This window comes from Streptomyces sp. NPDC046931, assembly GCF_040644655.1.
In the GTDB taxonomy this organism is placed as follows: Bacteria; Actinomycetota; Actinomycetes; order Streptomycetales; family Streptomycetaceae; genus Streptomyces.
The window spans coordinates 87691-100486 of record NZ_JBEYWX010000004.1; the positions used below are offsets into that span (position 1 = coordinate 87691).

Consider the following 12796-nt stretch of genomic DNA (forward strand, 5'->3'; position numbering starts at 1 on the left):
AACGCGGGTCGGGCGTCAGGCGTCCCAGGTGCGGGGGCGCAGCGGCAGCCCGGACGTGCCCGTGTCCGGCGTCCGTACGGCGATGACCTGGTTGACACCGATGCGGTTGCGTTCGAAGGCGAGGGCGCAGGCGGCCATGTAGAGGCGCCACACACGGGCCCGTCCGGGGCCGGCCAGGGCCTGCGCACGCCCCCACTGCGCCTCCAGGTTGGCGACCCAGCCGCGCAGGGTGAGGGCGTAGTGCTCGCGCAGGGACTCCACGTCGCGGACCTCGAATCCGGCGCGCTCCAGCTGGGTCACGGTGGTGCCGAGCGGGGCGAGTTCGCCGTCCGGGAAGACGTAGGCGTCGATGAACGCGTCGACGGCGTACGAGGACTCGTCCTGCCGGGGGCGCCGGGCGATCTGGTGGTTGAGCAGCCGTCCGCCGGGCTTCAGCAGGCCGTACAGATCCCGGGCGTACGCCAGATACCGTTCGGCGCCGACGTGCTCGGCCATGCCGATGGAGGAGATCGCGTCGTAGGGGCCGTCGGCGACGTCACGGTAGTCCTGCACCCTGATCTCGACGCGGTCGGTGAGGCCCTCGTCGGCGATCCGCTTGCGGGCGTACACGGCCTGCTCGTGGGAGAGGGTGACGCCGACGACGTTCACGCCGTGCTCGCGGGCCGCGTGGATCGCCATGGAGCCCCAGCCGCAGCCGACGTCGAGGAGCCGCTGACCGGGCTTCAGTCCGAGTTTGCGGCAGACGAGTTCGAGTTTGTCGCGCTGGGCGTTCTCCAGGGTCCCGTCCGGCGCCTCCCAGTAGGCGCACGAGTACACCATGGACGGGCCCAGCACGATCTCGTAGAAGTCGTTCCCGACGTCGTAGTGGTGGCTGATGGCGCGTTTGTCGCTGCGCCGGGTGTGGAGATGGCCCCGCCCTCTGCGCACCTCCTCGCGGGGCGGCGGGGGCGGCGGGAAAGGTCCGGCCAGCCGGGCGAGTCCGCGGACGGCGGCCCGGACATCCGGGTCGCGGAGCGCCTGGACGAGGGTGCGGGCGTCCTCCTCACGCTCCCAGATCAGGCCGGCCATCAGGTCGAGGGCGCTGTAGAGATCGCCGTCGATGCCCAGGTCCCCGGCGACCCAGGCACGGACGAGGCCCAACTCCCCGGGCTTCCACAGCAGACGGCGCAGGGCGCGGCGGTTGCGTACGACGAGCGCGGGGGCGCCGGGTGGTCCGGCCTCCGAACCGTCCCAGGCGCGGATGCGCACCGGGAGCGGTACCCCGAGCAACTGTTCGATGAGGCTTTTCAGCCGCGGTGCGGCGTCGGCCATGGCGCACACCTCCGATGGGGTTTCCCCTGCTCGAACCGGACGGAGAGCCGGGAAGAGCCTTCCCGGACCTCCCACACCACGTAAACACCTGCGGGGCCGGACCGCAGTCCCCCGTTGGCGTTACGGCTGGGCAAAATGCCTGTGTCCGGAAGAGGCCGTGCACGCGGCCTTGCGAGGTCAGGCGCCCGGAAGCGCCGCCGCATGCCGAAGGGCCCCCCGCACCACGGATGGCGGGAGGCCCTTCGGCTGGACCGGTGACCTCGAGGTCAGGAGGCCTTGGCGCGCTCCTCGGTCTTCGCCGCGGCGGCCACGGGGGCCGGCTTGGCGGCCTCGTAGAACTCCTCGCGCGGAGACTCGATCGCGCCGAGCGAGACGACCTCGCGCTTGAGGAACATACCGAGCGTCCAGTCCGCGAAGATCCGGATCTTGCGGTTCCAGGTCGGCATGGCCATACCGTGGTAGCCACGGTGCATGTACCAGGCGAGGCGGCCCTTGAGCTTGATCTTCATCTTGCCCATGACGATCATCGCGACGCCCTTGTGCAGGCCGAGACCCGCGACCGCGCCCTTGTTGGCGTGGCTGTACTCCTTCTGCGGGAAGCCCCGCATGCCGGAGAGGACGTTGTCGCCGAGGACCTTGGCCTGTCGCAGAGCGTGCTGCGCGTTCGGCGGGCACCAGGCGTTCTCGTTGCCCGCCTTGCGGCCGACCATGTCGGGCACCTGGGCGTTGTCACCCGCGGCCCAGATGTAGTCGGTGCCCTGGACCTGGAGGGTGGCGGCGGTGTCCACGTGACCTCGCGGGCCGAGCGGGAGACCGAAGCGGGCGAGCGCCGGGTTCGGCTTGACGCCCGCCGTCCACACGATCGTGTTGGAGTCGACCTCGAGGCCGTTCTTCAGCACCACGTGGCCGTCGACGCAGGACTCCATGGAGGTGGACAGGTAGACCTCGACACCGCGGCCCTCGAGGTGCTGCTTGCCGTACTGGCCGAGCTTGGGACCGACCTCGGGGAGGATCTTGTCGGCGGCGTCGACGAGGATGAAGCGCATGTCCTCGCGGGACACGTTCTTGTAGTACTTGGCCGCGTCCCGGGCCATGTCCTCGACCTCGCCGATGGTCTCCGCACCGGCGAAGCCACCGCCGATGAAGACGAAGGTGAGCGCCTTGCGGCGGATGTCCTCGTCGGTCGTGGAGTCGGCCTTGTCGAGCTGCTCGAGAACGTGGTTGCGCAGGCCGATGGACTCCTCGATGCCCTTCATGCCGATGCCCTGCTCGGCGAGGCCGGGGATCGGGAAGGTGCGGGAGACCGCGCCGAGCGCGATGACCAGGTAGTCGAAGGGCAGCTCGTACGCCTCGCCGACCAGCGGGGCGATCGTGGCGACCTTGCGGTCCTGGTCGATGGTGGTGACCCGGCCGGTGAGGACCTCCGCCTTCGGCAGCACGCGTCGCAGCGGGACGACGACATGCCGGGGGGAGATGCTGCCGGCGGCGGCTTCGGGGAGGAAGGGCTGATAGGTCATGTACGAGCGCGGGTCGACGACCGTGACGGTCGCCTCGCCGTAGCGCATCTTCTTCAGGATGCGTCGAGCTGCGTACAGGCCTACGTACCCACCGCCTACTACGAGGATCCTGGGACGCTCCGTGGTGCTCATGCCATCGAGTATCCACCCGCCCCTGGGGGGTCGCTCGTGCGCCCCTTCACAAGCTCGGGTATGGCATCTGCTACACTTCGCGGCCCGCGTGATGGAGATCATGACTCCACCGGGGAACCGCGGCGGCGGGCGAAGCGTCGTCAAGGCCGCGTGAGCTGCCCCTCCAGCCCTTCACCGGGTCCTTACCGGGCCTTGACCGGACACCCGCACCAGAGCCCGGAAACGCTCGCGTGAGCACCCCGGAAGGGCCGTTGAGCCCCCCGTACGGCCCAATGGGCCCATGGCACCGCTCAGCAGGGCCGATTTCCTTGTGAAGAACTTCACGAACTTTCTCGGCGGCACACCCCCGACGGGCCTCGGAGGCTCCCTCGGACGCGCTCATACGTTATCGAACAGGCTCAGGAGAGGCTACCGGTGAGTAGCAAAAGTCACGCCGAGCCTCTCCAGACGGTCCGCCAGAACACCGGGCGGCGGCGGTCGCCGGCGACCGCTGAGCGATGGACCACGCGATGCCGTCGAGCATCGCTCACATGCGCGACGGCCCAGAACCATGTACGTGTACACGGAACTGCGTACACAGGCTGCATGACCGCGAACACGGTGACCCTACGGGAAGCCCGCGCGCATCTCGCGGACCACATCAACCGGGCCGAGGAAGGCATTCCGAAGGTCATCACGCGCAACGGCGCTCCGGTGGCAGCCGTAGTTCCGATCGCGGACTTCGAAGCGCTGGTGGAAGCGGCCGACGTGATGCTGGCGCGCGAAGCGGAAGCGGTCCTGGCCGAGGGCGGCCCCACGGTGACGATGGCGGAACTGCTGGCAGACCTGTTCACCGATCAGGACGGCAATGCGGCGTGAAGTACGCCTTCCGGTTCACCACGGCGGCGCAACGGCAGCTCCGGGCCATCAGCCGCCCCGACGCCATGCGCATCCTGACCGCGCTGACCGCGCTCGGTGAAGACCCGTACCGCGAGGACGCCGACGTCAAGAAGCTCAGCGGCCCGTCCGGGCTCTACCGGCTCAGCGTCGGAAGCTACAGGGTCGCCTACCAGATCAACGATGGTGAGCTCGTCATTCTCGTCGTCAAGGTGGGCGACCGGCGGGACGTGCACCGCAACCCGTAGGCGGTCAGGCCAAAGACCATCCGATGCCGTCGAGGATGTCGTGCTCGCTCACCACGACCTCGACGGCCCCGATCCGCTCCATGATCGCGAGCAGTACGAGGGCGCCCGCGCCGATGACGTCCACACGTCCCGGATGCATGGAGGGGATGGCCGCCCGCTCGGCGTGGGTGGACCTGAGGAGCCACTCGGTGATCTCCCGGACGCGGTCCAGGGAGATCCGGGAGTGGTGGATCCGTGCGGAGTCGTACTCGGGGAGGTCCTGGGCGATCGCCGAGACGGTGGTGACCGAGCCGGCGAGGCCGACCAGGGTGTGCGCCTCGCGCAGCGGCACCGTCCGCTCCACCTCGTCCAGTGCGGCCTCGATGTCGGACCGTATGGCGGCGATCTGCTCCTCGGTGGGCGGGTCGCCGACCACCCCATTGCGCACAAGGTGACGTTCCGTCATGCGCACGCAGCCGATGTCGACGGACCGGGCGGCGCGCACGTGATCCTCGCCTACGACGAACTCCGTGGAACCGCCGCCGATGTCCACGACCAGATAGGGCCTGGCGAGATGCTCCCGGCCCATCAGTTCCCTGGTCGCGCCGGTGAAGGAGAACTCCGCCTCCTGGTCGCCCGAGATGACCTCGGGCTCGACGCCGAGGATGTCCAGCACCCCGCGGACGAACTCGTCCCTGTTCTCGGCGTCCCGGGAGGCGGACGTCGCCACGAAACGCAGCCGCTCTGCGCCGTAGCCCTTGACGATCTCCGCGTACTCACGGCAGGCGGCGAACGTGCGCTCGAGCGCCTCCGGGGCGAGGCGCCCGGTCCGGTCCACCCCCTGCCCGAGCCGGACGATCGTCATCCGCCGGTCCAGCTCGACGAGTTCGCCGGTGCGGGGGTCGGCGTCCGCCACCAGGAGCCGGATGGAGTTCGTACCGCAGTCGACGGCGGCGACGCGTGTCACTGGCCCTTCTCCTTCTCCTCGGCCCGCTTCTCCTCGGCCCGCTTCTCCTCGGCCTGCTTCTCCCCGGTCTGCTTCTCCCCGGAGCCGGCGAGGCGGACGGGATTGACCGCCAACCAGCCGCTGTCGGACGTCTCCACCACCTCCCACGCGTCGCCGGACGGCGGTCCCGCGGGCGTCACACACGAGCCCTTGCGCCACCACTCCGGCAGCATCGCGATCGCCTCGTCGCCGAGCGGGTTGACGCCCGGGCCGGCCGCCAGCGAGTGGGCCACGAGCACATGCAGGCACTTGACCCGGTCCGGCATGCCGCCCGCGCTCGGGAAGCCCTCCAGGACCTCGATGGCGTCGCGGCGGGCGATGTAGTCCTCGTGCGCCGCACGATAGGCGGCGGCCAGCTCCGGGTCGGTCCCCAGGCGCTCCGTCATCTCCTTCATGACGCCGTTGGCCTCCAGCGTGCCGATCGCGGAGGCGGCGCGCGGGCAGGTCAGGTAGTACGTCGTCGGGAACGGGGTGCCGTCGGGGAGCCTCGGAGCCGTCTCCACGACGTCCGGCTGCCCACACGGGCAGCGGTGCGCGATCGCGCACAGCCCGCGCGGGGTTCGGCCGAGCTGCTGCTGGATGGCCTCGACATCCGCGTCCGTGGGCTCGGTGCGCGGGGTGGGCGGCGGGGGCGTTTCCATGCGGTACGAAGTCTCTCTTGTGTCTCTGTCAGGCACTGTCGGGCACTGTCGGGCTCTGGGCCGGGCTCACCGGTCGGACGCGTCGGCCTTGTCCACCCCGTCCCAGACGCCCGCGTACCAGGGGCGCGCGAGGGCCGTCCGGTGCACACGGGACTGCCTGGCCGGGTCCGGGTCGACCACGGTGTACCCGGTCTCCCCCGGCATCACATAGTGCAGCCGCTTCCGGATCTGCTGCTGCGCGTACGCGTCGTCCTGCCAGCGCGCCTTGAGGTCGCGCAGTTGCTCGACCCGGTTGCGGGCCTCCTGCCGCTGCCGCTCCATGTCGGCGATCTCGGCGCGCTGGGAGACGTACTGCCGTATCGGGTACGCGAGCGCCACGACCAGCGAGCACAGGACGAGCGCGAGCAGGGCGGCCCGGCCCGTGAGCCGGGAGCGGCGGGCCTGGCGTCTGGTCTGGGAGCGGTACACCCGGGCCGCCGTCTGCTCTCCGAGCAGCCGCAGCCTGGTCGCGGTGGAGAACCGGTCACGGTCCTTCACGGCCATGTCTCCCGCCTCCCCTTCACACGTGCGTACGTCCCCGCACACGGTACGGGACCGCGTACGGGGACGTACGGACGACTGGCTCGGGCGCGGCCCTGGCCGCTCAGCCCTTGAAGCGCGGGAAGGCGCTGCGGCCGGCGTACACCGCGGCGTCGTCCAGGATCTCCTCGATGCGCAGCAGCTGGTTGTACTTGGCGACGCGCTCGGAGCGGGCCGGGGCTCCGGTCTTGATCTGGCCGCAGTTGGTGGCGACGGCCAGGTCGGCGATGGTGACGTCCTCGGTCTCGCCGGAGCGGTGGGACATCATGCACTTGAAGCCGTTGCGCTGGGCCAGCTCGACGGCGTCCAGGGTCTCGGTCAGCGAGCCGATCTGGTTGACCTTGACCAGCAGGGCGTTGGCGGCGCCCTCCTCGATGCCGCGGGCGAGGCGCTCGGGGTTGGTGACGAACAGGTCGTCGCCGACCAGCTGGACCTTGTCGCCGAGCTTGTCGGTGATGACCTTCCAGCCGGCCCAGTCGTCCTCGAACAGCGGGTCCTCGATGGAGACGAGCGGGTAGGCCGCGACGAGCTCCTCGTAGTACTCCGTCATCTCGGCGGCGGAGCGCTCCTTGCCCTCGAAGAGGTACTTGCCGTCCTTGTAGAACTCGGAGGCGGCGACGTCGAGCGCGAGGGCGATCTGCTCGCCGGGGACGTACCCGGCCTGCTTGATCGCCTCGAGGATGAGGTCGAGGGCCTCACGGTTGGAACCGAGGTTCGGGGCGAAGCCGCCCTCGTCGCCGAGGCCGGTGGACAGGCCCTTGCCCTTCAGCACCTTCTTCAGCGTGTGGTAGACCTCGGTGCCCCAGCGCAGGGCCTCGGAGAAGGACTCCGCGCCGATCGGGGCGATCATGAACTCCTGGATGTCCACATTGGAGTCGGCGTGCGAGCCGCCGTTCAGGATGTTCATCATCGGCACCGGCAGCAGGTGCGCGTTCGGGCCGCCCAGGTAGCGGAAGAGCGGGAGGTCGCTGGCCTCGGAGGCGGCGTGGGCGACGGCGAGGGAGACGCCCAGGATGGCGTTGGCGCCGAGGGAGCCCTTGTTGTCGGTCGCGTCCAGGTCGAACATGGCCTGGTCGATCAGGCGCTGCTCGGTGGCGTCGTAGCCGACCAGCTCCGGGCCGATCTGCTCGATGACCGCGAGGACGGCCTTCTCGACACCCTTGCCCTGGTAGCGGTTCGGGTCTCCGTCACGGAGCTCGATGGCCTCGAAGGCGCCGGTGGAGGCGCCGGAGGGAACGGCGGCACGACCCGTGCTGCCGTCGTCGAGGCCGACCTCGACCTCGACCGTGGGGTTGCCTCGGGAGTCCAGGATTTCCCGGGCTACGACGACGTCGATGGACGGCACGAGCATCTCCTTCGTGGATGTGACGCTGTTGGTGCGGGGCTGGTGTGCCTTGCGCCTAGAGCCTAACCGCCCCGGGGCGGCGGCCAGCCGACCGACCGTCCCGTGGACAGGGTGACGGTACCCATTGTTCCAGTACGGAACAAAGGCGGGGGGCCAAGAGGGGGCGCGGAAGCAAAAAGCCCCGCTCCGGCGCGTACGGGGGAACACGCACCGGAGCGGGGAGCCCGTGGGAACGGGGGCGGTCCTCACGCGGCCCCCGCTCCGGGGGCCGCGCTGGTGAAGGCACTGGGGGCCGGCCGACGGACAGCCGTCAGGGACCGGCCGGCTGTCACTTCAGGTGCAGCTGCTGGCCCGGGTAGATGATGTCGGCATCCTCGATGATGTCCTTGTTCAGCTGGAACAGCTTCTCCCAGCCGCCCTGGACGTGGTGCCGCTCGGCGATCGAGCTGAGGGTGTCGCCCTTGACGACCTTGTACTCGCCGTCGCCCTTCTCGACCTTCTTGCCGGTCGGGGTGGTGACGGTCTTACGAGGGGCCGGGCGCTGCGCGGAGCGGTTGGCTGTCTGGTGCTCGGTGGAGCGGGTGGTGGTGCTCTTCGCGGAGCTGCCGGCGCCGCTCGAGTTGCCGGTGGAGGCCGCGGCACCGCTGTAGGGGGTGCTGGACAGACCCGTGCCGCAGACCGGCCAGGCGCCCTTGCCCTGGCCCGCGAGGACCTTCTCGGCGACGGCGATCTGCTGTCCCTCGGAGGCCAGGTCTGCCCGCGGGGCGTAGGCGGTGCCGCCGTACGCGGCCCAGGTCGAGTTGGTGAACTGCAGACCGCCGTAGAAGCCGTTGCCGGTGTTGATGGACCAGTTGCCGCCGGACTCGCACCGGGCGACGGCGTCCCACTGGGAGGCGGTTGCGGCGGAGGCGTTGCCGGCCGCCATCAGCGGGGCGGCGACGGCGGCGCCGGTGACACCGGCGAGTGCAATGGCGCGGACGGCCTTGGACGGGCGGCGGTGCTTACCCTTACCGGAACACAGCATGGTTCGATCCCCTCACCGACGCCTGCGAGGTGAGCTGTCGGGTTCGGGCCGGTTGAGTTGCCCGGCCGCGCACCTCTCGGCGCGCGGCTCCACCCCTAGCCGCCCGGTCAACTCCCGGGTGCGGCACCTACCTTGGGTCCCCCGCTCCTGCCTACGGCGCTTGACGCGACGACTGTTCCCGTACGGCCGCTGGCAGGATTCGGCGTTGCGACCGTCGGGGCCCGCTGTGGCGAGCGATCACGACCGTAAGCATTCGATCGCCCCAATTTCAAAGACGATCAGGGCTTATGAGACTCATGTCTCACTCTCGCCAAACCGGACATTCAGCGCGAAGCAGGGCGCGAAGTGCCGCCGGTCAGAGGCGAGTTCAGGAATCGTCCCCGGACGACTCGTCCGCGAGCGCAAGGCTCTGACCGGGAACGATGAGGTCGGGATCGGCGCCGACCGTCTTCTTGTTCGCGTCATAGAGGGCGGCCCATCCACCTTTGACGTCAAGGGAGTCGGCGATCGCCGACAGATTGTCCCCGGGGCGCACGGTGTACGAGTCGTCGACGGTGTCCCGCGCGGCGGTGGCACCACGGGAGGCGTGACGGCCGGCCGTGTCGCCGGTACGGCCGTCCGCGGCGCTCTCGTCGGCACTGTCACCCCGGTGACGGCCGGCACCCGAGGCCTCGTCCGCATCCGAAGGCGCGCCGCTCTGCCCGGGCTTGTCCGCACCGTCGCGCTTCGTCGTGGCCGTGAGCGCGCCGAGCAGACTCCCCGATCCGCCATCGGTGCCGCTCTCGGTGGGGTCGGTGGCCGATGTCGAGGGCGAGGACGAGGAGGAGGACCAGGGAGAGGAGGGAGACGAGGAGGACGGTGTGGAGGACGGGGATGAGGGCGACGACGGGGACGCGGAGGAGGAAGACGGCGAAGAGGGCGACGACGGAGCCGAGGCGGACGGCCCGGAGGACTTCGATGAATGGGACTGCTGGGACCAGTTGGATGACTGGGACAGTCCGTCACCCATGCCGGAGTACGAGGACGAGAAGGAGCCGCCGCCGGAGGAGTCGCCGGCCAGGCCCGTGTCGACGTCCGCGGCAGCCGAGTCCTTGCTCAGGCCGGAGACCAGTCCGCAGGTGCTCCAGATGGAGACACCCCGGTCTTCGAGGATCTTCTCGGCGACGGCGATCTGCTGCGAGCGGCTGGCCTGGTCGGGGCGCTGGGCGTAGTCGAGACCGCCGTACCTGTCCCAGTCCTCCTGTGTCAACTGGAGTCCGCCGTAGCGGCCGTTGCCGGTGTCGGCGCTCCAGGTCCCGCCGCTCTCGCATTCCGCGACCCGGTCCCAGGTCGTGCCGCTGGCCGCACTCGCACCGGTGGCGCCGAGGAGCGGGATGGCGATCGCTGATCCGGTCACCCCCGCCGCGACGAGGAGTGCAGGAGCCTGGCGAGGGCGACGGTGACGACCGTTCCCGGAGAGCATGCGGTTGCCTTTCACACGACAGCAGTGACCAACGCGGCGGCCGTGGCGTACCGCCGTGCTGCTGCGTGAACGTATAACCAGACGATCACTTGTCACAAGTTAATGCAGCGCAGATCACGTGAAGATCACGGAGTTGAGAAAATGTCACCTTCCTGTGACCGTCGGCGTGTCCGCCACCTCACTTCGCCCCGCGGGCGCTATGTCGGTGATCTTTCTCCGGAACTGGTGTGAACTCCACAGGAAGCGTGCGCAATCCGCGCATGATGAGCCCTCCGCGCCAGCGCAGATCGGCAGAATCCACCGCGAGTCGCAGGTCGGGGAGACGGGTGAGGAGTGTGGCGAGGGCGGTCTGTCCCTCCAGCCGGGCGAGGGGGGCGCCGAGGCAGTAGTGGATGCCGTGGCCGTAACCGAGGTGCTGGTTGTCGCGGCGGGCGAGGTCGAGGACCCCGGGGTCGGCGAACCGCTCCGGATCCCGGTCCGCGGAGGCGAGCACCACGAGCACGGGGTCGCCGGGGGCGATGTCCTGCCCGCCGATGGTGAGCGGCCGGGTGGCGAACCGCCAGGTGGCCAGCTCCACCGGGCCGTCGTAGCGCAGGAGTTCCTCGACGCCGGTGGCGAGGAGATCCCTCTCGCCGCGGGCGAGCGAGGTCTGGAGGCGGGCCCGCTGCCCGGGGTGGGTGAGAAGGGCGTACGTACCGTTGCCGATGAGGTTGACGGTGGTCTCGAACCCGGCGAAGAGCAGGATGAAGGCCATGGCGGCGGCCTCGTTCTCGGTGAGGTGCTCACCGTGGTCGGAGGCGCGGATGAGGCCGGAGATGAGGTCCTCGCCGGGTCCGGGGGCGTCGGGCAGAGCCTCGCGCTTGCGGTGGATGAGGTCGGCGAGGTACCCGCGCATCTTCTTCACGGACCGTGCGACCCCGCCCCGGGGGCCTCCCTGGTGCCGGATCATCATGCCCGCCCAGTCCCGGAAGTCGTCCTGGTCCTCACGGGGGACTCCGAGCATGTCGCAGATCGCGTAGATGGGGAGCGGGAAGGCGAACTCGTGAATGAGATCGGCACAGCCGCGGTCCGCGAACCGGTCGATGAGCTGATCGGCCAGCTCCTGCACGCGAGGCGCGAACTCGGCGACGCGGCGCGGAGTGAACGCCTTGGAGACCAGCCGGCGCAGCCGGGTGTGGTCCGGCGGGTCGATGTTGAGCAGGTGCGTCATCAGCTCGGCCTTGCGCTCGCCGGGGATGCCGGTCTTCCCCTTGGCGTGCGCGGGCTCGTCGTGATGCGCCGGATTCTTGCTGAGCCGCTGGTCGGCGAGGGCCTCCTTGGCGTCGGCGTACCGGGTGACCAGCCAGGCCTCCACACCGCTCGGCAGCCGCGTCCGGTGCACGGGGGCGTGCTCGCGGAGCCAGGCGTAAGCGGGGTAGGGATCGGCGGCGAACTCCCAGGTGAAGAGTTCGGGAGCGGAGGTGGAAGAGGGGCAGGCGGGCTGGTGCTGGTCGGTCACTCCTCGACGGTATCCACGCCCGCCCCGTCCCGCCCCGCCAGGTCCCGGAGCAGCTGCCTCAGTCCGTCCCGAGCCCCTCGGCGTGGGTCCCGAGTCCCTCGGCGTCCGTCCCGGGCTCCCCGCTCACCGGGCCGAGCCCCTCGGCGGCCCGTACCGCGTCGCGGTAGGCGCGGGCGGCGGCTCTCAGGGCCGCCTCCGGGTCCACACCCTCCGCCTCCGCGTGCGCGGCCAGCGCCAGCAGTTCGTAGCCGATGCCCTCGCCCTGCGGCAGCGGCACCTCGAGGCCGGCCGAGCGCACACGGGACGACAGCTTCGCCGCCAGAGCCAGGCCCGGCTGCCCCAGGGGGACGCCCTCCGTCACCGACGTGCGCTGCTTCTCGATCGCCTTGGTGCGCAGCCAGTGCTCCTTGACCTCCTCCGGCGTCGTCGCGGTCTCGTCGCCGAAGACGTGCGGGTGGCGGTGGATCAGCTTGGCGACGATGCCGCCCGCCACGTCGTCGATGGAGAAGGGGGCCTCCGGGTCCTCCTCGGCGATCCGGGCGTGGAAGACGACCTGGAGCAGGACGTCGCCCAGCTCCTCGCGCAGTTCCTCCCGGTCGCCCGCCTCGATCGCCTCGACCAGCTCGTACGCCTCCTCGATGCCGTACTTGGCGAGGCCCTGGTGGGTCTGCCGCGAGGACCAGGGGCACTCGGCGCGGATACGGTCCATGACCTGCACCAGGTCGAGGAGGCGGGAGCCCGGAAGGTCGTACGACGCGGGGAGCAGCTCCAGCTCCGGCATCCGCACCCGCCCCGAGCCCGCCAGGCGGGCCAGGCCGTCGGTGAGGTGCGGCTCGCCCTCGCCGGTCGCGACGACCACCACCGTGCGGCCGCCGGCACACGCGTCGACCAGCTGCTGCGCGGTCGGGGCGCCCTCCTCGACGGTGATGCCCGCCTCGCGCAGATACGGCAGCTGCGGGTGCGCGCCGTCCGCGCACAGGACCCGGTCGGCGTCGCGCAGCGCCTGCCACGCGGGCCAGGACAGCAGGCCGGGCGCGACCCGGTGGCTGGTGGTGAGCAGGACGACCCGGCCGGGGCCGGCGGATGTCTCCGCGTCCCGGCCCTGGTCGGGGGCGCCTTCGAAGCTGGTTGCGTTCACCCTTCGAACGTAACCCACGGCGCCCACGCGCCCGGAAGTC

The 12796-nt window shown here is 70.5% G+C and carries 12 protein-coding genes and 1 riboswitch; of the genes, 2 read left to right on the forward strand and 10 right to left on the reverse strand.

All coding sequences use genetic code 11. The features are described from left to right. Positions 1-15 precede the first annotated feature (15 nt). Positions 16-1311 (reverse strand): class I SAM-dependent methyltransferase, encoded by a 1296-nt coding sequence (locus ABZ876_RS10140; protein ID WP_361777250.1) that lies wholly within the window; start codon positions 1309-1311, stop codon positions 16-18. A gap of 266 nt (positions 1312-1577) precedes the next feature. After that, complete coding sequence (locus ABZ876_RS10145) at positions 1578-2960, reverse strand: NAD(P)/FAD-dependent oxidoreductase (protein ID WP_361777253.1); 1383 nt, start codon at positions 2958-2960, stop codon at positions 1578-1580. A 585-nt stretch (positions 2961-3545) separates the two neighbouring features. Between ABZ876_RS10145 and ABZ876_RS10150 the strand changes: the two genes are divergently transcribed. Next, the gene (locus ABZ876_RS10150; RefSeq protein WP_361777256.1) at positions 3546-3818 is read left to right on the forward strand and encodes a type II toxin-antitoxin system Phd/YefM family antitoxin; all 273 of its coding nucleotides are present in this window, start codon (positions 3546-3548) and stop codon (positions 3816-3818) included. Further along, positions 3815-4084 carry a type II toxin-antitoxin system RelE/ParE family toxin gene (locus ABZ876_RS10155; protein WP_361777259.1) on the forward strand — a complete coding sequence of 90 codons (270 nt, stop codon included), beginning with the start codon at positions 3815-3817 and terminating at the stop codon, positions 4082-4084. Before ABZ876_RS10150 ends, ABZ876_RS10155 begins: the two co-directional genes overlap by 4 nt. A 4-nt stretch (positions 4085-4088) precedes the next feature. Here the strand turns inward: ABZ876_RS10155 and ABZ876_RS10160 are convergent, their stop codons facing one another. From ABZ876_RS10160 to ABZ876_RS10195, 8 genes are all read right to left on the reverse strand, one after another. Continuing rightward, entirely contained in the window at positions 4089-5030 is a 942-nt protein-coding gene (locus tag ABZ876_RS10160) for a Ppx/GppA phosphatase family protein (RefSeq protein ID WP_361777262.1), read from the reverse strand. Beyond that, on the reverse strand, positions 5027-5710 hold the full coding sequence (locus ABZ876_RS10165) for a DUF501 domain-containing protein (protein ID WP_361777265.1): 684 nt from the start codon (positions 5708-5710) through the stop codon (positions 5027-5029). Before ABZ876_RS10165 ends, ABZ876_RS10160 begins: the two co-directional genes overlap by 4 nt. 66 nt (positions 5711-5776) lie before the next feature. Then, positions 5777-6253 (reverse strand): septum formation initiator family protein, encoded by a 477-nt coding sequence (locus tag ABZ876_RS10170; protein ID WP_361777268.1) that lies wholly within the window; start codon positions 6251-6253, stop codon positions 5777-5779. Positions 6254-6353: 100 nt separating this feature from the next. Beyond that, positions 6354-7640: a phosphopyruvate hydratase gene (gene eno / locus ABZ876_RS10175; RefSeq protein ID WP_361660136.1), complete on the reverse strand. Its 1287-nt coding sequence runs from the start codon at positions 7638-7640 to the stop codon at positions 6354-6356. A gap of 322 nt (positions 7641-7962) precedes the next feature. Continuing rightward, entirely contained in the window at positions 7963-8658 is a 696-nt protein-coding gene (locus ABZ876_RS10180) for a transglycosylase family protein (protein ID WP_361777271.1), read from the reverse strand. A 4-nt stretch (positions 8659-8662) separates the two neighbouring features. Beyond that, positions 8663-8827: riboswitch (cyclic di-AMP (ydaO/yuaA leader) on the reverse strand. A 198-nt stretch (positions 8828-9025) separates the two neighbouring features. Next, positions 9026-10120: a transglycosylase family protein gene (locus tag ABZ876_RS10185; protein WP_361777274.1), complete on the reverse strand. Its 1095-nt coding sequence runs from the start codon at positions 10118-10120 to the stop codon at positions 9026-9028. A gap of 178 nt (positions 10121-10298) precedes the next feature. After that, positions 10299-11618 (reverse strand): cytochrome P450, encoded by a 1320-nt coding sequence (locus ABZ876_RS10190; RefSeq protein WP_361777276.1) that lies wholly within the window; start codon positions 11616-11618, stop codon positions 10299-10301. A gap of 58 nt (positions 11619-11676) precedes the next feature. Further along, positions 11677-12756 (reverse strand): nucleoside triphosphate pyrophosphohydrolase, encoded by a 1080-nt coding sequence (locus ABZ876_RS10195; RefSeq protein WP_361777279.1) that lies wholly within the window; start codon positions 12754-12756, stop codon positions 11677-11679. Positions 12757-12796: the final 40 nt, after the last annotated feature.

Excerpts from the sequence above, each read along its gene's own strand:
- ABZ876_RS10140 (WP_361777250.1), bottom strand. The coding sequence starts at position 1,311 with ATGGCCGACGCCGCACCGCGGCTGAAAAGCCTCATCGAACAGTTGCTC.
- ABZ876_RS10145 (WP_361777253.1), bottom strand. The coding sequence starts at position 2,960 with ATGAGCACCACGGAGCGTCCCAGGATCCTCGTAGTAGGCGGTGGGTAC.
- ABZ876_RS10150 (WP_361777256.1), top strand. The coding sequence starts at position 3,546 with ATGACCGCGAACACGGTGACCCTACGGGAAGCCCGCGCGCATCTCGCG.
- ABZ876_RS10165 (WP_361777265.1), bottom strand. The coding sequence starts at position 5,710 with ATGGAAACGCCCCCGCCGCCCACCCCGCGCACCGAGCCCACGGACGCG.
- ABZ876_RS10170 (WP_361777268.1), bottom strand. The coding sequence starts at position 6,253 with ATGGCCGTGAAGGACCGTGACCGGTTCTCCACCGCGACCAGGCTGCGG.
- eno (WP_361660136.1), bottom strand. The coding sequence starts at position 7,640 with ATGCTCGTGCCGTCCATCGACGTCGTCGTAGCCCGGGAAATCCTGGAC.
- ABZ876_RS10180 (WP_361777271.1), bottom strand. The coding sequence starts at position 8,658 with ATGCTGTGTTCCGGTAAGGGTAAGCACCGCCGCCCGTCCAAGGCCGTC.
- ABZ876_RS10185 (WP_361777274.1), bottom strand. The coding sequence starts at position 10,120 with ATGCTCTCCGGGAACGGTCGTCACCGTCGCCCTCGCCAGGCTCCTGCA.